General features: G+C 64.3%; 22 protein-coding genes and 1 tRNA gene. 15 read left to right on the forward strand and 8 right to left on the reverse strand.

Annotated features, from left to right (window positions below):
- Positions 1-21 precede the first annotated feature (21 nt).
- The gene (locus ACED67_RS01900; RefSeq protein ID WP_395539816.1) at positions 22-621 is read left to right on the forward strand and encodes a superoxide dismutase; all 600 of its coding nucleotides are present in this window, start codon (positions 22-24) and stop codon (positions 619-621) included.
- A gap of 128 nt (positions 622-749) precedes the next feature.
- Here the strand turns inward: ACED67_RS01900 and ACED67_RS01905 are convergent, their stop codons facing one another.
- Positions 750-1,301, reverse strand: coding sequence for an LOG family protein (locus tag ACED67_RS01905; protein ID WP_395539818.1), 552 nt, complete (start codon positions 1,299-1,301; stop codon positions 750-752).
- 107 nt (positions 1,302-1,408) lie between these two features.
- On the opposite strand from ACED67_RS01905, the gene ACED67_RS01910 reads away from it, so the two are divergent.
- Positions 1,409-2,953 carry a LysM peptidoglycan-binding domain-containing protein gene (locus ACED67_RS01910; protein WP_395539820.1) on the forward strand — a complete coding sequence of 515 codons (1,545 nt, stop codon included), beginning with the start codon at positions 1,409-1,411 and terminating at the stop codon, positions 2,951-2,953.
- Here ACED67_RS01910 and ACED67_RS01915 read toward each other — a convergent pair.
- A complete protein-coding gene (locus tag ACED67_RS01915) occupies positions 2,931-3,323 on the reverse strand; it encodes an ArsR/SmtB family transcription factor (RefSeq protein WP_395539821.1) in 393 nt (130 codons plus the stop codon). The genes ACED67_RS01910 and ACED67_RS01915 overlap by 23 nt on opposite strands.
- A gap of 95 nt (positions 3,324-3,418) precedes the next feature.
- Between ACED67_RS01915 and ACED67_RS01920 the strand changes: the two genes are divergently transcribed.
- From ACED67_RS01920 to der, 5 genes are all read left to right on the forward strand, one after another.
- Positions 3,419-5,332, forward strand: coding sequence for an ABCB family ABC transporter ATP-binding protein/permease (locus ACED67_RS01920; protein ID WP_395539823.1), 1,914 nt, complete (start codon positions 3,419-3,421; stop codon positions 5,330-5,332).
- 108 nt (positions 5,333-5,440) lie between these two features.
- Positions 5,441-8,800, forward strand: coding sequence for a caspase family protein (locus ACED67_RS01925; protein ID WP_395539825.1), 3,360 nt, complete (start codon positions 5,441-5,443; stop codon positions 8,798-8,800).
- Positions 8,801-8,896: 96 nt separating this feature from the next.
- The gene (locus ACED67_RS01930) at positions 8,897-9,583 is read left to right on the forward strand and encodes a tetratricopeptide repeat protein (protein WP_395539826.1); all 687 of its coding nucleotides are present in this window, start codon (positions 8,897-8,899) and stop codon (positions 9,581-9,583) included.
- A gap of 47 nt (positions 9,584-9,630) precedes the next feature.
- Positions 9,631-10,959 (forward strand): outer membrane protein assembly factor BamB family protein, encoded by a 1,329-nt coding sequence (locus tag ACED67_RS01935; protein ID WP_395539828.1) that lies wholly within the window; start codon positions 9,631-9,633, stop codon positions 10,957-10,959.
- A 60-nt stretch (positions 10,960-11,019) separates the two neighbouring features.
- Positions 11,020-12,492, forward strand: a complete 1,473-nt coding sequence (gene der, locus ACED67_RS01940) for a ribosome biogenesis GTPase Der (protein ID WP_395539830.1) — start codon at positions 11,020-11,022, stop codon at positions 12,490-12,492.
- Between the two features lie 30 nt (positions 12,493-12,522).
- On the opposite strand, the gene ACED67_RS01945 is transcribed toward der, so the two are convergent.
- Positions 12,523-14,268, reverse strand: a complete 1,746-nt coding sequence (locus ACED67_RS01945; RefSeq protein ID WP_395539831.1) for a glycosyltransferase family 92 protein — start codon at positions 14,266-14,268, stop codon at positions 12,523-12,525.
- Positions 14,269-14,401: 133 nt separating this feature from the next.
- Positions 14,402-15,691, reverse strand: a complete 1,290-nt coding sequence (gene serS, locus ACED67_RS01950; protein WP_395539833.1) for a serine--tRNA ligase — start codon at positions 15,689-15,691, stop codon at positions 14,402-14,404.
- Positions 15,692-16,091: 400 nt separating this feature from the next.
- On the opposite strand from serS, the gene ACED67_RS01955 reads away from it, so the two are divergent.
- The 5 genes from ACED67_RS01955 (at position 16,092) to ACED67_RS01975 (ending at position 20,576) form a co-directional block, all read left to right on the forward strand.
- Positions 16,092-17,042, forward strand: a complete 951-nt coding sequence (locus ACED67_RS01955) for an acyltransferase (protein WP_395539835.1) — start codon at positions 16,092-16,094, stop codon at positions 17,040-17,042.
- A 161-nt stretch (positions 17,043-17,203) separates the two neighbouring features.
- Complete coding sequence (gene yajC / locus ACED67_RS01960) at positions 17,204-17,539, forward strand: preprotein translocase subunit YajC (protein WP_395539837.1); 336 nt, start codon at positions 17,204-17,206, stop codon at positions 17,537-17,539.
- Positions 17,540-17,549: 10 nt separating this feature from the next.
- On the forward strand, positions 17,550-19,217 hold the full coding sequence (gene secD / locus ACED67_RS01965; protein WP_395539838.1) for a protein translocase subunit SecD: 1,668 nt from the start codon (positions 17,550-17,552) through the stop codon (positions 19,215-19,217).
- Between the two features lie 14 nt (positions 19,218-19,231).
- The gene (gene secF, locus ACED67_RS01970) at positions 19,232-20,206 is read left to right on the forward strand and encodes a protein translocase subunit SecF (protein WP_395539840.1); all 975 of its coding nucleotides are present in this window, start codon (positions 19,232-19,234) and stop codon (positions 20,204-20,206) included.
- Between the two features lie 13 nt (positions 20,207-20,219).
- Complete coding sequence (locus ACED67_RS01975; protein WP_395539842.1) at positions 20,220-20,576, forward strand: Mth938-like domain-containing protein; 357 nt, start codon at positions 20,220-20,222, stop codon at positions 20,574-20,576.
- Between the two features lie 21 nt (positions 20,577-20,597).
- Here ACED67_RS01975 and xth read toward each other — a convergent pair whose 3' ends face one another.
- From xth to ACED67_RS01990, 3 genes are all read right to left on the reverse strand, one after another.
- Positions 20,598-21,380, reverse strand: coding sequence for an exodeoxyribonuclease III (xth, locus tag ACED67_RS01980; RefSeq protein ID WP_395539844.1), 783 nt, complete (start codon positions 21,378-21,380; stop codon positions 20,598-20,600).
- A 56-nt stretch (positions 21,381-21,436) separates the two neighbouring features.
- Positions 21,437-22,156: a hypothetical protein gene (locus ACED67_RS01985; RefSeq protein ID WP_395539846.1), complete on the reverse strand. Its 720-nt coding sequence runs from the start codon at positions 22,154-22,156 to the stop codon at positions 21,437-21,439.
- 96 nt (positions 22,157-22,252) lie between these two features.
- Positions 22,253-22,579, reverse strand: a complete 327-nt coding sequence (locus tag ACED67_RS01990; protein WP_395540455.1) for a HesB/IscA family protein — start codon at positions 22,577-22,579, stop codon at positions 22,253-22,255.
- Positions 22,580-22,678: 99 nt separating this feature from the next.
- Between ACED67_RS01990 and ACED67_RS01995 the strand changes: the two genes are divergently transcribed.
- Complete coding sequence (locus ACED67_RS01995) at positions 22,679-23,863, forward strand: deoxyguanosinetriphosphate triphosphohydrolase (RefSeq protein WP_395540456.1); 1,185 nt, start codon at positions 22,679-22,681, stop codon at positions 23,861-23,863.
- A gap of 30 nt (positions 23,864-23,893) precedes the next feature.
- Here ACED67_RS01995 and ACED67_RS02000 read toward each other — a convergent pair whose 3' ends face one another.
- A complete protein-coding gene (locus ACED67_RS02000) occupies positions 23,894-24,364 on the reverse strand; it encodes a disulfide bond formation protein B (protein WP_395539848.1) in 471 nt (156 codons plus the stop codon).
- 136 nt (positions 24,365-24,500) lie between these two features.
- Here ACED67_RS02000 and ypfJ point away from each other — a divergent pair, with 136 nt between their 5' ends.
- Positions 24,501-25,397: a KPN_02809 family neutral zinc metallopeptidase gene (ypfJ, locus tag ACED67_RS02005; protein ID WP_395539850.1), complete on the forward strand. Its 897-nt coding sequence runs from the start codon at positions 24,501-24,503 to the stop codon at positions 25,395-25,397.
- A 143-nt stretch (positions 25,398-25,540) separates the two neighbouring features.
- Positions 25,541-25,624: transfer RNA gene (locus ACED67_RS02010), tRNA-Leu, on the forward strand.
- Positions 25,625-26,414: the final 790 nt, after the last annotated feature.

Genomic DNA, 26,414 nt, shown 5'->3' on the forward strand with positions numbered 1-26,414 from the left:
CATCCGAACAGGAGCAGGACCATGGCCTTCACCCTTCCCGATCTTCCCTATGCCCATGACGCGCTGGCGCCGCTTGGCATGTCCAAGGAGACGCTGGAATTCCACCACGATATTCATCACAAGGCCTATGTTGACAATGGCAACAAGCTGATCGCCGGTACCGAATGGGAAAGCAAGTCGCTTGAGGACATCGTCAAGGGCACCTACCAGGCCGGCGCGGTGGCGCAGAGCGGTATCTTCAACAACGCCTCGCAGCACTGGAACCACAACCTGTTCTGGGAAGTGATGGGACCGGGCGAGAAGAAGATGCCCGGCGCGCTGGAAAAGGCGATCACCGAGGCTTTCGGCTCGGTCGCCAAGTTCAAGGAAGACTTCGGCGCCGCTGGCGCGGGCCAGTTCGGCTCGGGTTGGGCCTGGCTGGTCAAGGACAAGGACGGCAGCCTGAAGATCACCAAAACCGAGAATGGCGTGAACCCGCTGTGCTTCGGCCAGACCGCGCTTCTGGGCTGCGACGTGTGGGAGCATTCCTACTACATCGACTTCCGCAACAAGCGCCCGGCCTACCTGACCAACTTCCTCGACAAGCTGGTCAACTGGGAAGCCGTGGCGGCCAAGCTGTAAGCCTTGCGACAAGAATACAGGAAAGGCCCTGCGGCGAACGCGGGGCCTTTTGCTTTTCTGGATGGGGACCGCATTGACCGCGCGTGTCGGTCCCTGGACGAAGGAGCGCGCTTTGGTCCAGCGCTGTCTTAGTCCAGCGCCGCCTCGAGTTGGCTCATAAGGCCGGGCAGATCGGGGGCCGAGGAGAACAGGTCTTTCAGGGTCGGCGCGGCGAAGCCCTCAGCAATGATATGGTCGATCAGCGCCAGCAGCGGCTGCCAATAGCCGTCCTGATCCAGAAGGATGATCGGCTTGCCATGCAGCCCGATCTGCGCCCAGGTCAGCACTTCGAAGAACTCGTCCAGACTGCCCGCACCGCCGGGCAGGACGACGATCGCGTCCGAGTTCATGTACATCACCTTCTTGCGCTCATGCATGTCTTCGGTGACGACATAGGTTGTCAGGTCGCGCTTGCCGACTTCGGCCCGAACCAGATGTGTCGGGATGACGCCGAATGTCGCGGCGCCAGCGGTCTGCGCCGCGCGCGCGACTTCGCCCATCAGACCCACATCGCCTGCGCCATAGACCAGCCGCCAGCCGCGTGTCGCGATTTCGCGGCCAAGCCCAGCGGCCGCAACGACATGGGCGGCGTTGCGGCCGGGCCGCGAGCCACAGAAGACGCAGATCGAATGCGTGGTCATGCGAATGTCCCGATTCCTGTTGCCTTGTGCCCTGATATCGGGGTTCCTTGCAGGATGTAAGCTGCGGCAGGGGCCAAGAACCGCAGCGGGGATGGGAAGGGAACGCGATGGTGGGATGGGGTTCTCTCGGCGCGGGCGCGCGGGCGGGGATCGTGGGTGCGGGGGCTGTGGTCATCGCGGGGATCGGTTGGCTGGTCTTCGACGCGACCAGGCCCGAACCGGCACCGGAACAGGGGGCTTCGGCCCCGGTGGCAAGCCAGACCACGGCCGAAGTTGCCGCAGCCCCTTCGGTGTCCCCATCGGCCGCTCCGACCCTTGCCGAAAGCGCCGCAACCCCCACCGAGACACAGCCCGCGCCGCCGCAGATCGGGACCTGGCTGGTCGGCCCGGATGGTGGGGCGACCATCGCGGGTACGGCAGAGCCCAGGGCGCTGGTGAAGGTACTGGTCGATGGGTTGGCCGTGGCGGAGACGACCGCTTCGCGTGGTGGAGAGTTCGCGGTCGTCGCCACGCTTGCGCCGAACCCGGCGCCCAGCCTGATGTCGCTGGTCATGGTGTTGGAGAATGGCACCGAAATCGTCTCGACCCAGACCGTCGCGCTTGGCCCGATTGCCGCGCCGCCCAGTGCTGCGGCGACGCCCGCTGCTTCGGCAACCGCCGAGGCCCCTGCCGCATCCGATGGTGCGGCGGCCGTACCGGACGCCGAAGCGCCCGCAGCGCTCATGCTGACGGAAGAGGGCGCAACGGTCTTACACGACCCTGCGGTGCCATCCACTTCCGAACCCGCCGCGCCGGGCGAGGTCGCGGCGGTGACGATCGAGACCATTTCCTATACGGCTGCCGGCGCGGTGCAACTGGGCGGGTCCGCCGAACCGGGGGCCGTGGTGCGGCTTTACCTCGACAACAAGCCGATCCAAGATGTGGCCGTGCCCGACAGTGGTAAGTGGCTGGCGACGCTCGCCGAGACCGCGCCCGGTGTCTACACGCTGCGTGCCGATCAGGTCGATGATATGGGGCTGGTGACTTCGCGCTTCGAGACCCCGTTCAAGCGCGAAACGCTGGAGGCGCTGGCGGCGGCGGCAGGAGAGGCGCCCGGGGCTGCCGTGTCCGGCGAAGCGTCGGGGGCTGAGGCGGACGCGACCGCCGAACCCGCCGTCCCGCCTGAACCGGCGCAAGAGGCGGTGGCAGAGGCTCCTGCCGCCGCGCCGGAACCCGCGCCGGAGGCTGGGGCTGAAGCGAATGCCGATCCCGCAGAAGCGCCACCCGCCGCGACACCGGAAGCCACGCCTCTTGCCGAAGCGCCAGGCGCCGAGGATTCTGCCGCGCCTGCGGTTGTGGCCGAGGCGCCTGAGGCTGCCGCATCGCCGGATGCCGCCGAGCCGCCAGCGGCGCCCGGCGCGGATATGGCCGGGTCGGGAACCGGCCCGTCTCCGGCCGCTGCGCCCGCTGCCGACGCGGCGCCTGCCGCTCCGTCAGCGCCGCCGGTGGTGACGGTCACGGTCCAGCCGGGCAATACGCTCTGGGCCATCGCCGAGGGACAGATGGGCGAGGGCATCCGCTACGTGCAGGTCTATGAGGCCAACAAAGAGGCGATCCGCGACCCGGATCTGATCTATCCCGGCCAGATCTTCACGATTCCGACCGGGAATTAGCGTCGGTGGGCATTTCGAAGCCCCTTGGACGCAGGCGCGGGGATTCGTGCCCTTCGCTGCGGCGGCAGCAGGCCATCACTTCGGGATGTTCCATGCAGCAGTCGTTCAGCAGGTAGGCGATGATCCGGCCAAGACCACCGGCATCGATCGAATAGATCACATTGCGCCCTTCGCGCCGGGCGCCGATCAGCCCGCCCTGTTCCAGCGCAGAGAGGTGGAAGGACAGGCGCGAGGCCGAAAGGCCAAGGCTGCGCGCGATCTCTCCTGCGGCCATGCCGTCATCGCCCTGCCGCACCAGCAGGCGGACAAGATCCAGCCGATCCCCGTGAGACAGGGCGGACAGGGCGGCGAGGGCTTTACTTCGGTCCATCGTTCAACTATTCATGTATCGTTGAAATGTTGTAGCCCGTCCGGTCGCGCAAGGCAACCGTGCCGTGTCTGCCTTAGCCCCCGATCAGGACCGAAATGCGCCGTTCGACCGCGACCTCTGCCGATATGCCTGATAAACCGTCAAGCGGGATGCAGACCATCCTTAGGGTGCTGCCCTATCTCTGGCCGGAGGCGCATCCCTGGGTGAAGCGCCGGGTCATCTATGCGATGCTCTTCCTCATCGCGGCCAAGGCGGTCTCGATCGTCACGCCCTATCTTTACAAGCTCGCGGTGGATTCGCTCAGTTCCGAGACCGGCACCGACCCGGGCTGGGTTCTGATCTATGGCGCCGTCGGGCTGACCGTGGCCTATGGCCTTGCACGGCTGGGCGCGGTGGTCTTTGGCGAGATGCGCGATGCGGTCTTCGTGCGCGTGGGACAGCGGGCGCTGCGGCAACTGGCGCTGGAGACCTTCAGCCATATCCACGAATTGTCACTGCGCTATCACATCACGCGCAAAACCGGGGGCCTGAGCCGGATCATCGAGCGCGGTGTGAAGGGTGTCGACTTCCTGCTACGCTTCATGCTGTTTTCGATCGGACCGCTGATCCTTGAGCTGACCCTGGTCTCGATCATCTTTGCCGTGGTCTTCGGCTGGCAATACTCGGCGGTCGTCGTCGTCACCATCGCGCTTTATGTCACCTACACGTTCAAAGTGACGGAGTGGCGGGTGAAAATCCGGCGCGAGATGAACGATCAGGACACTGACGCCAACCAGAAGGCCATCGACAGCCTGCTGAACTATGAAACCGTCAAGTATTTCAACGCCGAAGCGCGGGAAGCGGCGCGCTATGACATGGCGATGCAGCGCTATGAGCGGGCGGCGGTCAAGACCGGCCTGTCGCTGTCAGCGCTGAATGCGGGCCAGGCCTTCCTGATCACGACGGGACTTGTGATCGTCATGGTCATGGCGGCGCGCGGGGTGATGGCGGGCACGCTTACGGTGGGCGATTTCGTCATGGTCAATGCCTATATGATCCAGATCACCATGCCCCTGGGTTTTCTTGGCACGGTCTATCGCGAGATTCGTCAGGCCCTGGTCGATATGGGCGAGATGTTCGGCCTGCTGGGCCAGCCTGCCGAAGTGGTCGATGCGCCCGATGCCAAACCCTTGCAGGTTACGGTCGGGGAGATCACGTTTGACGATGTCCGTTTCGCCTATGAACCCGCGCGGGAGATCCTGAAAGGGCTGAGCTTCACAGTGAAGCCCGGCCAGAAACTGGCGCTGGTCGGCCATTCAGGCAGCGGAAAATCCACCATCGGGCGGCTTCTGTTCCGCTTCTATGATGTCAGCGCGGGGGCGATCCGCATTGATGGGCAAGACTTGCGCGATGTGACGCAGACCAGCCTTCATGCCAAGATCGGCGTCGTGCCGCAGGACACCGTGCTTTTCAACGATACGATCCGCTACAACATCGCCTATGGCAAGGATAACGCCACCGAGGCAGAGATCATCGCCGCCGCCAGGGCCGCTCGCATCCATGATTTCATCAGCCGTCTGCCTGACGGCTATGAAACCAAGGTGGGCGAGCGCGGCCTGAAGCTCTCGGGCGGCGAGAAGCAGCGCGTCGGCATCGCCCGCACCCTGTTGAAGAATCCGCCGATCCTGATCCTGGACGAGGCGACCAGCGCGCTTGACAGCCAGACCGAACGTTCGATCCAGGAAAGCCTGGCCGAAATGGGGCAGGGGCGCAGCGTGATCGTCATCGCCCACCGCCTGTCGACCATTGCCGACGCCGACCAGATCCTGGTGATGGAGGAGGGTCAGGTCATCGAACGCGGCACGCAAGAGGAATTGCTCGCCCGTGGCGGCGTCTATGCCGAGATGTGGGCGCGTCAGGTGGACGAGGATTTCGCCAGCCGGTTGGCCGATCTGCCCGGCGGCAAGGCCGAGCCATTCTCGATCGAACGGCAGCAGGATCGATATCGCACCATTCCGGTCGGCGGGTAAACCTTACCCCGGATCGGGATCCCTAAGGGCGGATGACGGCTTTTTTCCTTTGACCGTGCCGGGTTGCGCAGCCAGAATTGCGCCATTGTCGAAACCAGGGTTAACGCGATGCTGCGCCGCGTTTTCATTACGATATTGGTCTTTCTTGGCCTCGCCACCGCCGCCCTGGCCGAGCGGCGGGTCGCGCTGGTCATAGGGGTTGACGATTACAAGAATGTCCGCACCCTGGACAATCCGGTCAACGATGCCCGCGCGATGGAGAAATTGCTCGACGGGCTGGGCTTCGAGGTGACGCTCGCCGTCGACCGTGATCTCAAGAGGATGAAGCGCGCGCTTGAGGATTTCAAGGACGACGCGACCGGAGCGGATGTGGCGCTGGTCTTCTTTGCCGGTCATGGCGTGGCGCTGAACGGTGTGAACTACCTCTTGCCGACCGATGCCGAGGCGACATCTTCAGAAAAGCTGGCCGAGACGAGTCTGCCGCTGGCCGATATCCAGAACGTGCTGGATGAGGTGGCGCCGGTCGGCATCATGCTGCTCGATGCCTGCCGCGACGATCCTTTCGCCGCCGCCGGGGGCGGCACAGCCGACGGGCGCAGCGCGAAACCGCTGTCCGACGACCCGCCCGAAGCGCCGAAACCCGTGCCGGGTCTGGGTCGGATCGGTCGGTCGGATGGGGTGCTCTTCGCTTTTGCCGCCGCACCCAACGAAACCGCAAGCGACGGCGATGGCGAGAACTCGCCCTTCACCAGCGCGCTTCTGCGCCATTTCGGCACCAAGGGGGTGGAGCTGAAATCCGCGCTGACTCTGGTGCAGCAGGATGTCTATGACCGTTCGCGCGGCCAGCAGCTTCCCTATATCGAAAGCGGTCTGCCGGAACTTGTGTTCATCAGCGAAGAGGGCGATCTGCCGGAGCGCGACCAGCTTCTGCTTGCGATGGCAGGTCTGACGCCTGAACTGCGGTCCGAAGTGGAGTCGGTCGCCAAAGCCAACAACATGCCGCTTGCGCCGCTTTATGCCGCGGTGATTTCGGGTGATTTGACGGGCCAGACGCCGGAAGAGCGCCGCCGGATGCTGGAAGAGGCGGCGCGCTCCTACGCGGCTTTCCAGGGCGAGTTGGTGAAATACGCCAGTGACGATCCCCGGGTGGCCGAGTTGCGCGCCAAGGCGGAAGAGCAGCTCTCGCTGGGCGCGGTGGATGAGGCGCGATCGCTTCTGACCGAAGCGGCCGAGATCGACAGCCAGGCGCGTTCGGCGATCAAGAACAACTTCATCGCGCGTACCCTGTCGGAAGCGTCGACCCATGTCCTGAACGCCAATGCCGCCCGCACTGACCTGCGCTATGACCTGGCCATCGGCGACTTGACCAAGGCGGTCGAGCTTTTCGCCGAGGTCGAGACGCAACTGCCGGATCGGCAGGCGCGCATGGATTATGCGGTCGCGTTGCAGGATCTGGGCGATCTCTACATGGTCGCGGGCAATACCTATGGCGCCTTGGGCGCAGCGATGACACGGGCCGAGTTCCTGAAGGCCCAGGCCAAGGCCGAGCCGATGGATCTGGGCTGGACGCGCGAGCTGATCTGGGCGCTGAATTCGGTCGGCTCGGTCCTGCAACAGCAGGGCTATCTGAAAGAGGCTGAAGAAGCCTTCATGAACGCCTTCGAATTCAGCCAATGGCAAAGCGACCAGAACCCTGACGACCCCGATCTTCAGCGTGACCGCGAGGTGATCCGCAACAAGCTGGGCGAAGTGCGTTTCGCGCTTGCTGATTATCAAGGCGCCCTGTCGGCCTATCAGGAATCGCTGGCGATCGCGCAGAAGCTGTTGGACAGCGACCCGACGCGCATCACCTATCTTAGAGATGTCAGCTACACTCAGGAACGCATCGGCGACGTATATGTCGCCATGGGCGATCATCAAAGCGCCCGTGTCGCCTTTGATGTGGCGATGCGGATCAGCCAGCAGCTTGTCGATGAATTTCCCACCGACCAGGAATTCCGCCGTGATCTTTCTGTCGCCTATGAGCGGCTTGGCGACATGATGATCGCCGAGAATGATCTTGATTCCGCGCTGGCCTCCTATCTCGAGGCGTTGAACATCCGCGAGGATCTGTCAAAGCTCGACCCGACCAACCGGATGCGTCAGCGCGACAGTTCGGTGACCTATGAACGGATCGGCGACATCTATGCCGCGATGGGTGACGTGGGTTCGGCGGTGATGAGCCATCAGCAAGCGCTGGACCTGCGCGAAAAGCTTGTCGCGCTTGACCCCAATAACAGCCAATGGGCCCGTGATCTTTCGGTCAGCTACGAGCGGATCGGCGAGTTGTACTATGGCGAGGGCGAGTATGCTGGGGCGTTGGATTATTATGAGAAATGCCGCGATACCCGTCTGGCGATCGTCGCGCTTGATCCCTCGAACCTGCCGCGGCAGCGCGATCTGGGGGTGGCCTATGAAAAGGTGGCGCTGACCCTGGCGGCCATGGGCGAGGTGGACAAGGCGCTTGATGTGCACAAGACGGTATTGGATTTGCGTCGCCAGACCGCGGCGGCCGACCCCACTGTGCCGCTCTACCGCCGCGACGTGACCTTCACCCTGTTGCAGATGGCCGAGCTGCTGCGTGGCAAGGGCGATCAGGCCGGGGCATTGCCGCTGATGGCCGAGGCGGTCGCTCTGCGCGAAGAAAGCCTGAACGCTGCGCCTGAGGATTTCGACACGCTGCGCGAAACCACGATTGCCCAGAACCAGTATGTCGCGGCTTTGATGGAAACGGGCGATTACGCCACGGCGGTGCCGGTGGGACAGGCCTCGGTGGCGGTGGTGGAGCGGATGCTGGCGCTGCGCCCGAATGACAAGGAGACGCTGCGCGACAAGGTGGTGGCTGCGAACCGGCTGGGCGATGCGCTGAAGGGGGCGGGCGATCTTGAGGGGGCGCTGGCGGCCTTTCAGGCGATGGGCGCAGCCGGATATGCGCTGGTCTCGGCCGATCCCTACGACACCGCGCTGGCCCTGGACTACACGCTTGCGCTGGAACGGATGGGCGACACCTACAATGCCCTGCAAAACTATCCCGCCGCGCGCAACGAGCTGACCAATGCCGTTTCGATGCGGCAATGGCTGGCCGGGCAGAAGCCGGGCAGCCTGCCCGACCAGCGCGCCCTGGCTTTTGCGCTGCAAAAGCTGGCCGACACCTATTACTTCGAAAAGAACTTCGATCAGGGCCGCCCGCTGGAAGAGCAGGCCTTGGGCATTCTGCGCTGGGTCCACCAACAGGACCAGAGCGATGCCTGGAACGTGATCGACCTTGTCACCGCGCTGGATCGGACCGCCAGCTATTACGATGACCGCTCGACCCTGTATCGCGAGGCGCTGAGCCTTCTGGAGCAGCTTCAGGCCGAAGGGAGATTGCCCTCGGACAGCTATCTGGAATGGATGACGAATTACCGCAATGCGCTTGGCATCCAATAGTCCCGGCGGCTGGTTGCGCGCAGGCGGGGCGCGGGGCTTGGCAACCCCGACGGAATCCCTGTAAGACGGGACGAACGGACATCAAGGGCCAGGGCGTTGAGCAATCCCGACAGTTTCATCGACGAAGTCACCGAAGAGGTCCGCCGCGACCGGCTTTATGGCTTGTTCCGCAAATATGGCTGGATCGGCATCGTCGTCATCCTTGGCATCGTTGGCGGCACGGCGACGAACCAGATCCTGAAGGCTAGGGCCGAATCCCGCGCCGAGGCCTTTGGCGATGCGGTAATCGACTCTTACGACATGGGCACGCCCGAGGAACGCCGGGCCGCTCTGGCTGCGGTTTCGGCGGATGGCGACCAGTCGGTCATCCTTGCGCTGATTGAGGCGGCGGACCCCGCGCAGGACAAGACGGCGACCTTGGCTGCGCTGGACCGGGTGCTGGCCGATGGCTCGCTGGCACCTGTCTATCGTGACCTGGCCGTGTTGCGTCGCGTGGGTGTTGCCGGGGCGGATCAGCCGCTGGCTGATCGACGCGCCGCTCTGGAAGGCATTGCGGTCGCTGGTCGGCCATATCGGGCGCTGGCGGCCGAGCAATTGGCCTATCTGCTTCTGGAAGAGGGCAAGACCTCAGAGGCGGTTGCCGCGCTTCAGGCGCTGACCCAGACCAGCGATGCAACGGCGGCGCTGAAATCGCGGGTCGGACAGGTGATCACGGCTTTGGGCGGCGTGCCCGAAGCGGCGCCTGCCGAGGCGCCGGCGGAAGCCGCGCCCTCGGGCGGCTGAGGACCTTGGCGCGTGGCCGGGATGAAAGCCGGGGAAGGGCAGAGCAAGTGACGGTCAGACAGGCGAAACTCTGGGTGGCGGGCCTTGCGGCGGCCGGGCTTCTTGCGGCATGCCAGGAAAAGGAAGTCATCCTTCCTGGCGAGCGCGTCTCGATCCGCGATGCGGTGGGCGTCGAACCGGTGGTGCCTTCGGCGCCTGCCGGAGCGGCGATCTCGCTGCCGGGGGTGCAGGCCAATGCAGACTGGGCCCAGCGCGGCGGCAATGCCCGTCATGCCGCCCCTCATGCGGCGCTCTCTTCCGCGCCGCAACTGATATGGTCCACGTCGGTGGGCGCTGGCTCGAGCCGCAAGAATCGCGTCGCCGCCGCGCCGGTGGTTGCGGCCGGGCGGGTCTTGGCGATGGATTCCGGGGCGACCGTTACCGCCGTTTCCACCGGAGGCGCCGCCCTGTGGTCGGCTGACCTCTCTGCGAATGCCGATCGTGGCGGCGGTGCCTCGGGCGGCGGGCTTGCGACCGATGGCGCGCGGGTCTTCGCCACGACCGTCTATGGCGAGGTTGTCGCGATGGACGCGGCCTCCGGCGCGGTGATCTGGCGGCAGAAGGTCGATGCTCCGGCTGTGGGCGCGCCCGCAGTGGCCGATGGCGTGGTCTATGTTTCGGGCCGCGACGGCTCGGCCTGGGCGATCGGCGCTGCCGATGGCAAGGTGCAATGGCAGGTCTTCGGCTCGCCCGGCAAGGCGGGTTATCTGGGCAGCTCGGCGCCGACCGTGGCCGATCGCGCGGTGATCTTTCCCTCGAATGCCGGCGATCTGATGGCTGTGCTTCGCATCGGCGGCGGGACGAAGATCTGGCAGGCTTCGCTTGCGGGCAAACGTCTGGGCCGGGCCTATGCTTCGAATTTCGATGTGACCGGCGATGCAGCGCTTGTGGGGGGCGTGCTTTATGCGGGCACCGCAGCGGGCCGGACCGATGCGATCGACGCCTCGAACGGCAAGCCGATATGGTCGGCAGATGAAGGCGCGCTGGGGCCGCTGGTCGTGGCGGGTGGGTCTGTCTTCGTCGTGACCGACGAGGCGCAGCTTGTGCGGCTGGATGCCGCCAGCGGCAATCCGGTCTGGGCCATTGACCTGCCCTATTACGAGCCGACCCGGAAGGTCGTACGCCGCAAGGCGATTTATGCCCATTACGGGCCGGTCCTTGCGGGCGGGCGGATCTGGGTCGCCTCGTCTGACGGGCTGCTCAGGGCCTTCTCGCCTGTCGATGGCAAGCTGGTCTATTCGACCGAGATTCCGGGCGGCGCGGCGACGCAACCCGCTGTCGCCGGGGGGACATTGTATGTCGTCTCGGAAAAGGGACAACTTCTGGCTTTCCGCTAGGGCCTCGGCGGTGTAAGGGGGCGCTTCCTTTCGTGCAGGCCCCTTCCTGAAGGCGTGATCATGTCCTTTACCCTAGCCATTGTCGGGCGGCCCAATGTCGGCAAGTCCACGCTGTTCAACCGCCTGGTCGGGCGCAAGCTTGCGCTGGTCGATGACCAGCCCGGCGTAACCCGGGATCTGCGTGAAGGCGATGCGCGGCTTTTCGATCTGCGCTTCACCGTGATCGACACGGCGGGGCTTGAGGAAGTCACCGACGACTCGCTTCAGGGCCGGATGCGGCGGCTGACCGAACGCGCCGTGGACATGGCCGATGTCAGCCTGTTCCTGATCGACGGGCGGGTGGGCGTGACGCCTTCGGACGAGACCTTCGCCGAGATCCTGCGCAAGAAGGGCGCGAGGGTGATCCTGGGCGTCAACAAGGCCGAGGGCAAGGCGGGCGATGCCGGCGCGCTCGAGGCCTATGCGCTGGGTCTGGGCGAGCCGGTCCGCCTTTCCGCCGAACATGGCGAAGGGATGGACGATCTTTACACCGCGCTACGGCCCTTCGAGGCTGAATTCGAGGCGCGCGATGCCGAGATGACGCCTGCGGTCGAGGTCGACCTGTCGGAAGAAGAGGCGGAACTGGAGGCGGATGCACTGGCCCATCGCCCGACGCCGCAGAAACCCCTGCAGATCGCGGTGATCGGGCGGCCCAATGCGGGCAAGTCCACGCTGGTGAACCGCATTCTAGGCCAGGACCGGATGCTGACTGGGCCGGAAGCGGGCATCACCCGCGACGCAATCTCGGTCAAGGCTGACTGGATGGGCACGCCGGTGCGCATCTGGGACACGGCCGGGATGCGCAAGAAGGCGCGGGTGACCGAGAAGCTGGAAAAGCTGTCGGTCGCCGACGGGCTGCGCGCGGTTCGGTTCGCCGAAGTCGTGGTCGTGTTGCTGGATGTTGAAATCCCCTTCGAGACCCAGGATCTTCGCATCGCCGATTTTGCCGAAAGCGAAGGCCGTGCCGTCGTTGTCGCGGTCAATAAATGGGATCTCGAGGAAGAGAAGCAGGAAAAGCTGGCCGAGCTGAAAGAGATGTTCGACCGCCTGCTGCCGCAGTTGCGCGGCGCGCCGCTGGTGACCGTATCAGCCCGCACGGGGCGGGGCATGGACCGGCTGCATGACGCGATCGTGCGCGCGCATGACACCTGGAATGCGCGGGTGCCGACGGCCCGGCTGAATTCCTGGCTGGGCGCGATGACCGAGGCGCATCCGCCGCCGGCGCCGGGCGGGCACCGGATCAAGCTGCGCTACATCACCCAGGCCAAGACCCGCCCGCCAGGTTTCGTGGTGAAATGCTCGCGGCCCGACGAATTGCCGGAAAGCTACAAGCGCTATCTGGTCAACGGCCTGCGCGACCATTTCGACATGCCGGGCACGCCGATCCGACTGTATTTCCGCGGCCAGGGCGACCAGAACCCCTGGAAGGAGCGCAAGTTCCACACGCCAAGCCGCTTGCGCAAGCACAAGGAAAAGAACACCGGCAAGGATTGATGGGCGGGTTTTCGTCGCAAACCCGGCTGGCTATTCGGCCGCTGCGGCCGCTTCCTCCCCGGTGACCCAGGCCTCGCGCAGCGCCCAGTCGCGGCGCTCTTTGAAACTCGGCTCCTGCACCAGTGCCGCGATCCGCGCCGCATGGGCTGCGCAGGCCGCCTCATGCAGCCCCATCAGGATCTTGTCCTTGGCAAGATGCGTTTTGTGCCAGACCTTGGCGCGCTTGAGCTGCGCGTCATAACCGTTTGAAATTTCTTCCATCCTGTTACGCTGGCGCCAATAGGTGCGGCTGACCTGCTTGCCCGTCACCACCACATCGCCGCGATACATCTTGGCCAGATAGCTATCGAGCGAGCGCAGCGGAAAGTGCTCCAGCCGGACAAGGCCATAGCTGCCTCGGCAGTCATGGCCGTTCTCACCGCGATCCGCCATGAAATGCCCGGTCGGCCGGCCTGCACCGTCCAGCCAGCGCAGCGGCCCCAGATCGGTCCGCATGTCTGGCCGATGATTGCGCAGCTTCTCGACCTTTTCGGACAGGCGCACGATCGACTTGACCCCGCGCCGCGACTTGAACTTGCCGGGGGTCAAGGTCTGGTGGCCGGGGAACAGTTCCGTCATCCAGCCGGGCATGAAATGTTCATGGCCGTTGCAACCATGGTTGACCTCGGAGACCGAGATCACGTCAAAGGCGCCGGTGGCGGCGAACAGGGCGTTCAGCGTTTGGTCGCCGACCCTCACGTTCAGGAATTCGTCGACATCCATCGAGATGAAGATATCGGCCTGGCGCATGGCCGGAAGGTGATGGGCATAGGCCAGTGCGATGGGCTGCAAGGCCGGACTTTGTTGCAAGAGCGCCGGGTTGGGCAGGTGCTGCACATGGCCAAGATCGGCAAGCCGGTCCAGCAGCAGGTCGGTGCCGTCGCTGCAATCATTGGTGAAGACGGTGATGTTGGTGACGCCCATCGCCTTGTGCCAGGCCAGCCATTCCAGGAGGAACGGCCCTTCATCCTTCATGCAGGTGGCGACGAAGACGCGTGGTTCGGCAATTGGCCAGGACCGGAAATCGCGCGGCGGAAAGGGCAGGGCGACGGGCGGCGTCGCCCGTTCCAGAAGCTGGACGGTCGACTCCGCCTTGTTCTCGGCGGCAAGGGTCAGGCCCCTGGCGGCGAGAGTGGCAAGGATGCGGGCCAGCCCGTCTTCGCCATAGACCTTGGGGTGGAACTCGACCACCATGGCGCGGACGCCCGACAGGTCGGCCCCGTCGAAAAGTCCCATTTCGCCGCCCTCGATATCCGAGACGATGACCGTGGGGTTCACTTCGGCGATCAGCTCTTTCAGACCCCAGCGGCGCAGGCTGACCTTGCGGGAATAGGCGCGGCTGTCGGGTTCCATGGAGGAGGCCCAGAAATCGGGACGGAGGTAGAAGTCGATCTCCGGCCCGTCTTCGGCGGTCGCCACGCCGTTGCGCAGATCGACATTGCTGATGCCGTTCAGGCGATGGGTCTCGCGGATCAGCGGGATCAGGTCGGGATTGGCCTCGATCGTGGTGACGCTTTCTATGCCCGGGATCAGCCCGGCGACAGTCGAGAGCAAGCCCACCCCGGACCCGAGTTCCAGCACCCGGTCGCCAGGCCGAAGGAGACGGCGCAGACTGGCACATTCGCCGCCCTCATAGCGGTTGTTGCGCATGGGGCGTTCTATCTTGGGCGTTATGATCGACGGGACAAAGGGAACCCTGATACCCGAGGTGGTAAGGATCTCGTCATACTGCAGCATCGGCTCGACCTCTGGCCCCCGATCGCGCCGCTGTGGCGGACGTCGCAACGGGCAAACCCGGCCTTGACGGCCGGTTGTTTCCTTGGGCGAAACTATGCACAGGCGCGCGGGGCGCGGTCAAGCCGCGCCGGGATCAGACCAGCGTGCCTTCGGGCGAAATCCGGGTCTTGCCGCCCAGATAGGGATGCAGCGCCACCGGCAGATCGACCGAGCCATCCGCCTGCTGGCCGTTTTCCAGCACGGCAATCAGGCAGCGACCGACCGCAAGGCCCGAACCATTCAGCGTGGACACGAAGTCGGGTTTGCCGCCCGCAGGCCGGAAGCGGGCGTTCATGCGGCGGGCCTGGAACTGGCCGCAGGTCGAGACAGAAGAAATCTCACGATAGCGGTTTTGGCCCGGCAGCCAGACCTCAAGGTCATGGGTCTTCTGCGCGCCAAAGCCCATGTCGCCGGTGCACAGAACAATGGTGCGATAGGGCAGACCCAGCTTTTCAAGGATCGCCTCGGCGCATTTCGTCATGCGCTCATGCTCTGCCAGGGCGGTGTCGGGGGTGCAGATCGTCACCATCTCGACCTTCTCGAACTGGTGCTGGCGCAGCATGCCGGTGGTGTCCTTCCCCGCCGAACCCGCTTCCGATCGGAAGCACTGGGTATGGGCGGTCATGCGGATCGGCAGGACTGTCTCGTCCAGGATGTCGCCCGCGACGGAGTTGGTCAGGGTGACCTCGCTGGTCGGGATCAGCCACCAGCCGTTGGTGGTCTGGTAGCTGTCCTCGGCGAATTTGGGCAGCTGGTTGGTGCCATACATCGCCTCTTCCTTGACCAGAACCGGGGTCCAGGTCTCGGTCAGGCCGTGTTCGGTGATATGGGTGTCCAGCATGAACTGCGCCAGCGCGCGGTGAACGCGGATCACCGCGCCTTTCAGCACCACGAAACGCGCGCCCGACAGTTTGGCGGCCATGGCGAAATCCATGCCGGGTTTGACGCCGGCGATGTCGAAATGCTCGACCGGGGTGAAGTCAAAGTCGCGCGGCGCGCCCCAGCGGCGGATTTCGACGTTGTCGTCCTCGTCGGCGCCCTCGGGAACTTCGGACAGGGGAAGATTGGGGATGCGCATCAGAAGGTCGCGCAGGCGGGCATCCTCGGCATCGGCTTCGGCCGTGAGAAGGCCGATCTGGGTCTTCTTCTCGGCCACGAGGGCGCGCAGGCGTTCAAATTCTGCGTCATCGCCGCGGGCCTTGGCGGCGCCTACCTCTTTCGAGGCGCGGTTCTGTTCGGCGGTGGCGGTCTCGGCGGCCTGAATCTTGGCGCGGCGGTCGGCATCCAGGGCCAGCAGTTCCGGCGAGGCGGCGGGCAGACCACGTCGGGCCAGCGCCGCATCGAAGGCGGCGGGATTTTCGCGGATCGCTTTGATATCGTGCATGGCGCGCTGCCCCCGAACAGAGTGTCGGCGCCTTATGCCAGATGGGGCGAGACGGGGGAAGGGGAGTTGTCCCATCGTGGGACAGTCGTGTCATCGCATAGAAATCAATGACTTGATTCTTGAATTTTACGATTTGTAAACTTCTTCGCCGCCACGATGCGGCAGCGGTTGCCATCCGGGAAACGATCCGTTCGCAGCAGGCAGGTTGCGCGGACCGCACCGGGGCGATACCGCGGGGTTGACCGTGTGAAATGGAACACGCGCCGCGGATGCGTCCGGGCGTTGCAGGGAGGGTAGGCTGGTCTCGGGCAGCATGGGACGATCGCTCGTAGGCACCGCAGGAAATGGGTTCGCCGAGGGCGCGGGCGCTGCAGCGGTGTCGCATGCCGACGGGGCATCTGTGACGGCGCCGGCATGCGTCCCTGCAGGGCTGGTCAAGGAGAATGTCCGCCCGCAAACCCGCATCGCCGCGCTGGACCTTGGCCGTTTCCTGGCCGCATTCGGAATCGTCTGGGCCCATGCCGGCGCCCCTGGTGCCCAGGCGGGGTATACGGCTCTTGGTCTGTTCCTCGTGATGACGGGCTACCTGGCTGTCGGATCATATCAGCGAGCGCCCGGACCGGGCTTCTGGGCGGCGCGCGCCCGGCGCATCCTGGTGCCCTGGCTGATCTGGTGCGTGATCTTCCGCGTGCTGCATGACGTCGTGGGACACAACCCGTTCCGGCTGTTGTCCGAGCCGTTCAGTCTGCTGATCGGACCCGCAATCCATCTTTGGTTTCTGCCCGCAGCAATGCTGGCGCTGCTTTTCGTGCCTGGCCTTGCGAGAGATATCGTCTCGCGCGCGGCTCTGATCCGCGCCACGGCGGGTCTGGTCGTGCTGTCAGCGCTTCTGGTTGCGGTGCAAACCGGAGCAGGGCCGCTGGACGGCCATCTGCTGCCAGAGCCGTTCCCGCAATGGTCTTTCTCGCTGCCGATCTATCTTTGGGGTGTGCTGCATGCGCTGGCGCTGCGGCTTGGTGCGGGAAGGCTCACCCTGGCAGGCGCCGTCTTGGCAAGTGCGGCCAGCTGGGCGGTTGTGCCGGGTCTTGCCTCGGTCCAGATGATCCTTTCGGCGCTGGCCTTCGAAGCGCTGCGCCGCCTGCCGTTGCACGGTTCGTCGGCTCGGGGCGCGCTGTGGCTGGGCAGCCATGCCTTTGGCATCTATCTGATGCATCCCTTCTTCACGCTTCTGGCCTACAAGTTCCTTGGACCGGACCTGCCCAAGGCTCTTTTGGCATTGGTGTCCTTTGGCGGGGCCTTCTTCGCCACGGCGGTTCTGTTGCAACTGCCGCTTGCCAGACGGCTGGCCTGACCGTTTTGCCCCCCTGAAACGGGACAAAGCCGCGATCTGGCCGCGCATCGCCGAATGGCCACAGTGTTCTGCGTGCCTATTCTTGTCGCGGTGAAACCGCCCCTCTGGCATCGCGGCACAAAACCCCTTACATGGTCCGCGACGCTGAAAGAGGACCACAGATGTTTGCAACCCCCGCCTTCGCCCAGGCCGCAGGCACCGCCGCCGGTGCGCCGTCGATCCTGAACTCGTTCCTCATCCCGATGGTGCTGGTGTTCGGGATCATGTATTTCCTGATGATCCGCCCGCAGCAGAAGAAGATGAAGCAGCACAAGGCGATGATCGAAGCGCTGCGCCGGGGTGATCAGGTGGTCACGCAGGGCGGCATCCTGGGCAAAGTGTCCAAGGTGCAGGAAGACGGCATGGTCGAGGTGGAAATCGCCGATGGCGTGAAGGTCAAGGTTCTGCGGCACACCATCGTGAATGTGCTGAACAAGACCGAACCTGCTGCCGCCTGAGGCTTTTGACATGACCCGTTCCTCGCTGTGGAAGCGCCTCCTGATCGGTCTGGTTTGCCTATGGGGCGTGCTGGCCTCGCTGCCAAATGCCTTCTACGGGAGGGTCGAGTTACATAACGATGCTGTGGCCGAGATCGAGAAGGCCAATGGCGTGGCCACATCCGAACAGGATGTGGCATTGGCCGCGTGGCCGAATTGGCTGCCCTCATCGCTGATGAATCTGGGACTAGACCTGCGGGGCGGGGCGCATCTTCTTGGCCGGGTCGAACTGGCCGATGTTTACAAGGCACGGATGGACTCGCTTTGGCCCGAGGTGCGCGACGCGATGCGTGATCTGCGCGACCAGGTCGGGGCCGTGCGCCGCGCGCCGGCGCCGGACGGCACGCTGCGGGTGACGCTGTCAGAGCCTTCGGGCATGGCCGCGGCGATCGAGGCAGTGCAGAAACTGTCGCAACCAGTCATCACCCTGACCGGCGTCGGGCAATCGACGCTGGACGTGACCGCCGATGGCGCCGACATGGTGATCACCCTGTCCGAAGCCGAACAGCGCGCCACCGACGACCGGACCATGCAACAAAGCCTTGAGATCATCCGCAACCGGGTCGACGAGGCGGGGACGCGCGAGCCGACCATCCAGCGCCAGGGGACGGACCGTATCCTGATCCAAGTGCCGGGCATCGGCTCGGCGGCCGAGTTGAAAGGTCTGATCGGCACCACCGCGAAGCTGACCTTCAACCCGGTGGTGCGCACCACCACCAATGCGAATGAAAGCCCCGGCGCGCGCAATCTTCTTCTGCCGTCCCGCGAGCAGAAGGGGGTCTACTATGTCATCGAGGAGACGCCGGTCGTTTCGGGTGAAGAACTGACCGATGCGCAGCCCTCGTTCGACCAGAACAACCGCCCCGCGGTAAGCTTCCGGTTCGACGGCACCGGCGCACGCAAGTTCGGGGATTACACCGCCGCCAATATCGGTGCGCCTTTCGCCATCGTGCTGGACGGCGAGGTGATCTCGGCGCCGGTGATCCAGTCGCATATCGCGGGTGGTTCAGGCATCATCACCGGCAGTTTCACGGTGGAAGAGGCAACGGAGCTGGCGGTCCTTCTGCGCGCGGGCGCCTTGCCCGCGAAAATGGAGTTCCTGGAAGAGCGGACCATCGGGCCCGAGCTTGGTGCGGATTCGATCGCGGCCGGCAAGCTCGCCGCGGTAATCGGCCTTGTCGCGGTTGCGGGCTATATGATCGCCTCTTACGGCCTGTTCGGGACTTTCGCGGTCCTGGCGCTGGCGGTGAACCTGGTGCTTCTGGTGGCGATCCTGTCAAGCATCGGTGCCACCCTGACGCTGCCGGGCATCGCCGGGATCGTGCTGACCATGGGCATGGCGGTTGATGCCAATGTGCTGATCTTTGAGCGTGTGCGCGAAGAGCTTCGTGCCGGCATGTCGCCGGGCCGAGCGATGGATGCCGGGTTCGAGCGAGCCTTCTCGGCGATCTTCGATTCGAACATCACCGGGCTTCTGGTCGCGTTGATCATGTTCTTCATCGGCTCTGGCGCGGTGCGCGGTTTTGCGGTGACGACCTCGATCGGCATTCTCACCTCGATGTTCACCGCCGTCTATGTGACACGCCTGATCATCGAGCTTTACCTGGGCTGGCGCCGGCCCAAGGCAATCGTGGTCTAAGGGGGAGAATACTCATGGCCTGGCGTCTGAAACTTGTCCCCACCCACACCAAGATCGACTTCTTCAGGTGGCAGTTCCTGACCTTCGGGGTATCGGTCCTGGCTTCGGTCGTGTCGATCATCCTGGTCCTGACTGTCGGCCTGAATCTGGGCATCGATTTCAAGGGCGGTACCACCATCCGCACCGAAAGCACCACGGTGGTCGATGTCGGTGCCTATCGTGAAGCTCTGGCCAAGCTGGATCTGAGCGATGTCACGATCACTGAAGTCAATGATCCCTCGTTCCGCGCCGACCAGCATGTCGCGCAGATCCGCATCGGGCCGAAAGAAGGCGAAGAGGCGGTGACGCCCGAATCCATCGCCGCGCTGGAAGCCGCGCTGACCCAGCTTGATCCGGCGATCACCTTTCCGGCGGTCGAATCCGTCGGACCCAAGGTCTCGGGCGAACTGATCTGGAAGGCGCTTCTCTCGATCGCCGCGGCTTCGGCGGGCATCCTGGTCTATGTCTGGATGCGCTTTGAATGGCAGTTCGCGGTCGGCTGCGTTGCTGCGTTGATCCATGACGTGATCGTCACTGTGGGTGTCTTCGCGCTGTTCCAGTTGAAGTTCGACCTGTCGATCGTGGCGGCCCTGCTGACGATTCTGGGCTATTCGGTGAATGACACGGTCGTCATCTTCGACCGGCTGCGCGAGAACCTGGCCAAATACAAGTCCATGCCCCTGCGCGAGATGATGAACCTCACCGCGAACGAGACCCTGAGCCGGACGATCATGACGGCGACCACGACCTTCCTGTCGCTTCTGGTCCTGTTCATTTTCGGCGGCGACGTGATCCGCGGTTTCGTGTTCGCGATGCTGTTCGGCGTGGTGATCGGCACTTATTCGACGCTCTATGTGGCCAAGAACATCGTGCTTTTCCTGGGCGTTGATCGCGGCGACAAGCCGAAGAAATCGGCCACACCCGACGAATTCGCCAAGGTTGATGCCTGAACGGGGGCGGGGAATGCGCCTGACCGAGATCAGCTATGACACGGCCAGGCCGGTCGAGGGCTATGGTCGGGACTTCTTCCGCATCGGCGGGCAGGTGCTGCACGGTGCCTGCCTGATCACCCCCTGGGATGCCGGGCCCTGGGGTGGATTGGAGGATGTGTTGGCGCCGTTGGCCCTCGCGGGCAGGATCGACGTGCTGTTCCTTGGCATGGGCAAGGAGATTGCCCATGCGCCCGCAGAGTTTCGTGCCGCTTTGGAAGAGGTTGGGATCGGGGTCGAGGTGATGAATTCACCCGCCGCCTGCCGGACCTACAACGTGCTTTTGTCCGAGGGGCGCCGCATCGCCCTGGCGGTCTTGCCGGTCGGCTAAGCCCGCGCGGTTGCCGGACGCTCAGGCGGCGAGCGCGACCCAGGCAGGCACATGGTCCGAGGGCTTGTCGCCCGCGCGGACCTGCTTGTCGATCCCGGCCTCGTCCAGAAGGTCCGCCGCCTGCGGCGACAGAAGCAGGTGGTCGATGCGGATGCCGTTGCCGCGTTCCCAAGCATTGGCCTGGTAATCCCAATAGGTATAGAGGCCCGGGCGCGGATCACGGATGCGGATGGCGTCGGTCATGCCCAGCCAGTGCAGGCGGCGCAGCGCGGCACGGCTTTGCGGCAGGAACAGCGCATCCTCCAGCCAGGCCTCGGGCTTGGTCGCGTCGATGGGCTGAGGAATCACGTTGTAATCGCCCAGAAAGACGACCGGCATTTCTTCGGCCAGCAACACGCGCGCCCGTGCTTCCATCCGCGCCATCCAGCCCAGCTTGTAATCGTATTTCGGGCCTGGCGCGGGGTTGCCGTTCGGCAGATACAGGCCGCAGACCCGCACGGCACGGGCGGGACCGATCACCGTCGCCTCGATCCAGCGCGCCTGTTCGTCGCTGTCATCGCCTGGCAATCCACGTGTCACATCCTCAAGCGGTAGTTTTGACAGGATCGCCACTCCGTTGAAGCTTTTCTGACCATGGGTTTCGACGCGATAGCCCATGTCTTCGAACATCTCGCGCGGGAAACTGTCATCCTGGCTTTTGATCTCTTGCAGGCAGACCACATCGGGCTGGGCCTCGGTCAGCCAGCGCGGCAGCGCCTCGATCCTTGCCTTGATGCCGTTGATGTTGAAGGTAGCGATCTTCATGGCGGTCCCTCTCGTTGGCGCCAGACTAGTGGCATCCCCCGGCGAGGGAAAGACCGTCAGCGCAGGCGGCGGGCGGCGGGAATCTGACCGGCGGCCAGCCAGAGCGCATCGAGGCGGTCGATTTCGGTCGTGTCGTAGCGCGACAGGTTTTCCCAGTAGCGTCCGGTGGGTGTGGCATAGTCCAGCTCTGCTTCGCGCGAGATGGCCTGATCGGCGATCATGTTCCAGACCGGCAGGGGCTGGCAATTTGGCAGGCTTGCCGGGGTGGCACGGGGCAGGGCGAGGCGCGTGGGTCCGGTCGAAAGGTTGACCACAGCCGTGCCGCGCCGGGCGGCGAGGATGCGCAAACGGGCACTTTTCGCCTCGAGCGAGCGCAGAGTGATGTCCTGGCGCAAAGGGTCCGGCGTGCCGGTGCCGTAGAAATGCGTCGGTCCCGTTGCCGGATAGACCATGTCGCAGCCCATCAGCGCGATGACGCGGGGCTTCAGCGCCTCAAGCACCCAATAGGCCGCCGTGAAGGCCATTGTTGCGCCCGCATAGACAAAACCGCCATGGGCGTTCTGCGCCGGGACGAAATCATCCTCGGTGATCAGGCGCTGGCCAGGGGCGGGCTGGGGCAGGCGGTCCGCCGGGAAATCCCAGGGATGGATCATGTCATCCCAGTCGGGGCGCACCCGCCAGGCATTGTTGATCGCGACGATGCGGTCGAACCGCGCCCGCGGCCATTGTGCGGCACGCAGGGCGGGCAGTCCCGATCCGAGGAGAAGGACGATCATCGTGCTCTCCCATCCTGACAAGCCACATTACGGGCTTGCGGAACCCCTAGCACGATTCTTGCTGCGACGCAGCAATTTTGCCCGCGTGAACCCGCGTCAGATCGAGAATGAGGTGCCGCAGCCACAGGACGAGGCGACATTGGGATTTTCGATCACGAAACGGGCGCCGATCAACTCGTCGGAGAAGTCGATCACGGCATTTTGCAGGAAGGGCAGCGAAACCGGATCGACCAGAACGGTCTGGCCGTCCTTTTGCAGGACAAGATCGTCGCTTGCCGCGTCATCGAGACGGATGTCGTACTGAAAGCCCGAACACCCACCGCCCGAGACGCCGACGCGCAGGGCTTTGACCTCGCCGGTGATCTCGGCGATCTCGGCCAGCCTTGCAAAGGCGCGGTCGGTGACTTTGGGGGGAAGGGTCAGTTCCATGGCTGTTCCCGTATCCTTCTGGGGCTTGGTCGAATATAGGGGGGGCGCTGATCCCAGACAAGACGACCAGAGCCGAGGCCGACCCTGCCCGACATCCTTTCCCAGACCGCAGCCTTCGCGCCCTTCGCCTGCCTGCCCGATGCCTCGCGAGGGCGGCTTCATGCCGAACGCATGTCATCCTTTCGCAGCCCGTTCCAGCGCGACCGCGACCGGATCATCCATTCGAGCGCCTTCCGGCGGCTGAAGCACAAGACCCAGGTCTTTGTCGAACACGAAGGCGATTATTACCGCACAAGGCTGACCCATTCGATCGAAGTGGCACAGGTGGCACGGACGATTTCGGGCGTGCTGGGCCTGAACACCGATCTGGCCGAGGCGATCGCGCTGGCGCATGACCTGGGCCACACGCCCTTTGGTCATACCGGCGAGGACGCGATGGAGCGGCTGATGGCGCCCTATGGCGGCTTCGACCACAATGCCCAGGCGCTGCGGATCGTGACGCGGCTGGAACGGCACTATGCCGATTTTGACGGGCTGAACCTGACCTGGGAGTGTCTGGAGGGCATCGCCAAGCACAATGGCCCCGTCACCGGCCCCAATGCCGACAAAAAGCATGACGGGCCGTTGCCCTATGCTTTGGCTGAAGTGAATGCAGCCTGGGATCTTGAGCTGGACACCCATGCCAGCGCCGAGGCGCAGGTGGCGGCGATTGCCGATGACGTGGCCTATTCGCATCATGATCTGCATGACGGGCTGCGCTCGGGCCTGTTCGACGAGGTCGATCTGATGGAATTGCCCGTCACCGGCCCGGCCTTCGAAGAGGTCGACGCGCTTTATCCAGGGCTGGAGAAGATGCGGCGGCGCCATGAGGCGCTGCGGCGGGTCTTTGGCCGCATGGTCGAGGATGTGATCGCCGTGGCGCAGAACCGGCTGGCCGCGGCGCAGCCGAAATCGGTGGACGAGATCCGCCATATGGGCACGACGGTCATCCGTTTCTCGAAGCCCTTGTTCCAGGAATTGAAGGCGGTGCGCAGCTTCCTGTTCCACCGCATGTATCGCGCGCCTTCGGTGATGGAGGTGCGGGCGCGGGTGACGCAGGTGGTCGATGACCTGTTTCCGCTGTTCCTGCGCGAGCCTGCGCTTCTGCCGCCTGAATGGCACGAGGATGTGGCGAATGCCACGGACGAGACGGCGCTGGCGCGGATCGTTGCCGATTACGTGGCGGGCATGACCGACCGCTTCGCGATCCAGGAACATGCGCGGCTGTTTGGCGGCTGACCGCGCGCTGATCTTCGGTGAATAATCGGCTCAGTCCCGGCGGGTCGCCGCGAACAGCCAGACCAGCGCCAGGCCGAAAGAGATGATGGCGTTCCAGCCGGCCATCGAAATGCCTGCGAAGCTCCAGGGGATCTGGTCGCAGCGCGGGGCGGTCGGCAGGGCTTTGGTCGGGTCAAGCAGGTCCGAGGCCGACAGGCCTTGGATCGAGCCCTGCGTGCAGCTCGAGATATATTCCCACCAGCCCAGTTCCACCCCGGCGTGGAAGACGCCGATCCCGGCTGTCATCAGCGCGGCGATCGCGCCGAGCCAGGGCCAGAGCCGCCAGTTGGTCGCGAGCGCCAGAACCATGATCAGTACCGCCGCCGCATGGGGCCAGCGTTGCAGGAGGCACAGGTGGCAGGGCGAGAGGCCACCGATGATCTGGAAGCCGAAAGCGCCCGCCAGCATCGCCGCCGAGCCAAGCCCCGCGATCAATGTCGCCATCCTGCGGTTGATTTCCATGATCCAGCCCTATCCTTTTCGTCGGCCCGACCATAGGCCCGGCAAAAAGCGGGGAAAAGCCCCGACGATACACCCTTTCGGGAACCGCCCGCATGGCGCTAGAGTTTGCACCATGTTGTGATCGGGGGACGAAGCCATGGAATGGCGCGGGCGCAGGCAAAGCCAGAATATCGAGGACAGGCGGTCGCAATCCGGTGGCGGTTTCGGCCGGATGCCGGGGGGGCGGGTCGTCACTGGGCGCACCGGTGCGGTGGGTGGTCTTGGCGCGGTCGCGATCATCGTGATCGCGCTTTTCCTTGGCATTGATCCAAGCCAGCTTCTGGGGCCGGGCGGGCCGATGGACAGCGGTGGCAGCTATTCCGAACCCGCCGAGCTGACCCAGGCCGACAAGGACGCAGGCGAGTTTGTCGCCGTGACGCTGGGCGATACCGAAGAGATCTGGACCAAGGTCTTTGCAGAACAGTTGAACCGCCGGTACACGCCCACCACGCTTGTCCTGTTCAAGGACGGTACGCAATCGGCCTGCGGTGGTGCCTCCGAAGCGACCGGGCCGTTCTATTGCCCCTCGGACAAGAAGGTCTATCTCGACACGTCCTTCTTCGTGACTCTGCGCGACCGGCTTGGCGCCCATGGCGATTTCGCCGCCGCCTATGTGGTGGCGCATGAGGTAGGGCATCATGTGCAGGACGAGCTGGGCATCCTGGCCCAGGCCAACCAGATCCGGTCGCAGGTGTCGGAGACGGAATCGAACCAGATCTCGGTGATGATCGAACTTCAGGCCGATTGCCTTTCTGGTATCTGGGCGCGCGAGGCGCATCAGACTTTGGGCACGATCGAGAACGGCGATTTCGAAGAGGCGGTGAATGCCGCGCGCCAGATCGGCGATGACACCTTGCAGCGCAATGCCGGGCAGCGGCCCATGCCCCATACCTTCACCCATGGCACTTCGGAGCAGCGAGTGCGCTGGTTCCAGATCGGGCTGAATTCGGGCCGGATCGACAATTGCAACACCTTCGAGGCGCGCGACCTTTGAACTGCGGTGCAAGAACCGGGCAGCTTGCGTGATCCGACGGAAAGCCGATCCTAAGGGCTTGAACAGGCGCGTTCCCTCCTTGTAGAAGGAACGCGCTTGCTGCCGCGAACGCATCGCGGTGCTACCAGGCAAGCCCAGACTGTGCGGGTGTGGCGGAATGGTAGACGCGACAGACTCAAACTCTGTTTCCGCAAGGAGTGTCGGTTCGAGTCCGACCACCCGCACCAGCTCTTCCTTCTTCCTACCGCATGCCGCGACGGCCCTTTACGGCGCCCAAGTTCTCCTGTGGCAACGTGTTGATTCGGCACCCCGGATACGATTGCCGAAAGGCGGGGCGTTCCGCGTCGTCAAAGAGGATAAGTTTCATAAATTGATAGCTTTCTGAGAACATTCGGCTTGCGGCAGAACACAAATTCGCCGGTATTTTTCCGGGATCAGACGCGCGCAGAGCAGTGAGACCGGCGTCAACAGTCTCGAAACGATCAGCAAGCGGCGCAGGGCAGAAATCGTCGGCCTTTGGCGCTTTTTCTCGCAGATCATTTTATATGCCGGAGTTGGTCCGGAATGTAGCTTGTGCATTCAATCCGGTTTACGAAACAATCAGCACATTGGCGCAGCGAATTCTATCGCAAAACCGGGCCTGTGGGCGGACCAGGGCACCTGTTTGGCAGACACATTCCTGCCGTTTTCCTCTTCCCGTTGTGTAAAATCAAAGCTATCCAAGATGGGTCAACTTTGACGTATGGGCCGTGGGGGCGGTCGTATGTTGGTGACGCGCCGCAGGGCGCGACGCGGGTTGCGAAGGAGCTGCCGGTCCCGGCCTGCCGGGCAGATAGCCGCGCAGGCAAGCGGATGGTCCCGGTTCAGGACCGCATGCCCCCTTTGCCCCGTCACCGCATTCGTCCGGTCCGCCATCGCCCGGCGCCGCTTCGATGCGCCGCGAGCGATATGTGGCCCGGCCTGCCGGGTTTGTGTGTCGAGACGCGGCCTGGCTCCGGCCTTTCCGCAAGACTGAGG

Origin of the sequence: Neotabrizicola paludis, assembly GCF_044142105.1 — a bacterium.
In the GTDB taxonomy this organism is placed as follows: Bacteria; Pseudomonadota; Alphaproteobacteria; order Rhodobacterales; family Rhodobacteraceae; genus Pseudogemmobacter.

Bases quoted from the DNA above. Each gene is read 5' to 3' on its own strand.
- yajC (WP_395539837.1), top strand. From the start codon at position 17,204: ATGTTTGCAACCCCCGCCTTCGCCCAGGCCGCAGGCACCGCCGCCGGT.
- ACED67_RS01985 (WP_395539846.1), bottom strand. From the start codon at position 22,156: ATGATCGTCCTTCTCCTCGGATCGGGACTGCCCGCCCTGCGTGCCGCA.
- ACED67_RS01900 (WP_395539816.1), top strand. From the start codon at position 22: ATGGCCTTCACCCTTCCCGATCTTCCCTATGCCCATGACGCGCTGGCG.
- ypfJ (WP_395539850.1), top strand. From the start codon at position 24,501: ATGGAATGGCGCGGGCGCAGGCAAAGCCAGAATATCGAGGACAGGCGG.
- xth (WP_395539844.1), bottom strand. From the start codon at position 21,380: ATGAAGATCGCTACCTTCAACATCAACGGCATCAAGGCAAGGATCGAG.
- ACED67_RS01920 (WP_395539823.1), top strand. From the start codon at position 3,419: ATGCGCCGTTCGACCGCGACCTCTGCCGATATGCCTGATAAACCGTCA.
- ACED67_RS01945 (WP_395539831.1), bottom strand. From the start codon at position 14,268: ATGCTGCAGTATGACGAGATCCTTACCACCTCGGGTATCAGGGTTCCC.
- ACED67_RS02000 (WP_395539848.1), bottom strand. From the start codon at position 24,364: ATGGAAATCAACCGCAGGATGGCGACATTGATCGCGGGGCTTGGCTCG.
- ACED67_RS01915 (WP_395539821.1), bottom strand. From the start codon at position 3,323: ATGGACCGAAGTAAAGCCCTCGCCGCCCTGTCCGCCCTGTCTCACGGG.
- ACED67_RS01905 (WP_395539818.1), bottom strand. From the start codon at position 1,301: ATGACCACGCATTCGATCTGCGTCTTCTGTGGCTCGCGGCCCGGCCGC.
- serS (WP_395539833.1), bottom strand. From the start codon at position 15,691: ATGCACGATATCAAAGCGATCCGCGAAAATCCCGCCGCCTTCGATGCG.
- der (WP_395539830.1), top strand. From the start codon at position 11,020: ATGTCCTTTACCCTAGCCATTGTCGGGCGGCCCAATGTCGGCAAGTCC.
- ACED67_RS01910 (WP_395539820.1), top strand. From the start codon at position 1,409: ATGGTGGGATGGGGTTCTCTCGGCGCGGGCGCGCGGGCGGGGATCGTG.
- secF (WP_395539840.1), top strand. From the start codon at position 19,232: ATGGCCTGGCGTCTGAAACTTGTCCCCACCCACACCAAGATCGACTTC.
- secD (WP_395539838.1), top strand. From the start codon at position 17,550: ATGACCCGTTCCTCGCTGTGGAAGCGCCTCCTGATCGGTCTGGTTTGC.
- ACED67_RS01925 (WP_395539825.1), top strand. From the start codon at position 5,441: ATGCTGCGCCGCGTTTTCATTACGATATTGGTCTTTCTTGGCCTCGCC.
- ACED67_RS01975 (WP_395539842.1), top strand. From the start codon at position 20,220: ATGCGCCTGACCGAGATCAGCTATGACACGGCCAGGCCGGTCGAGGGC.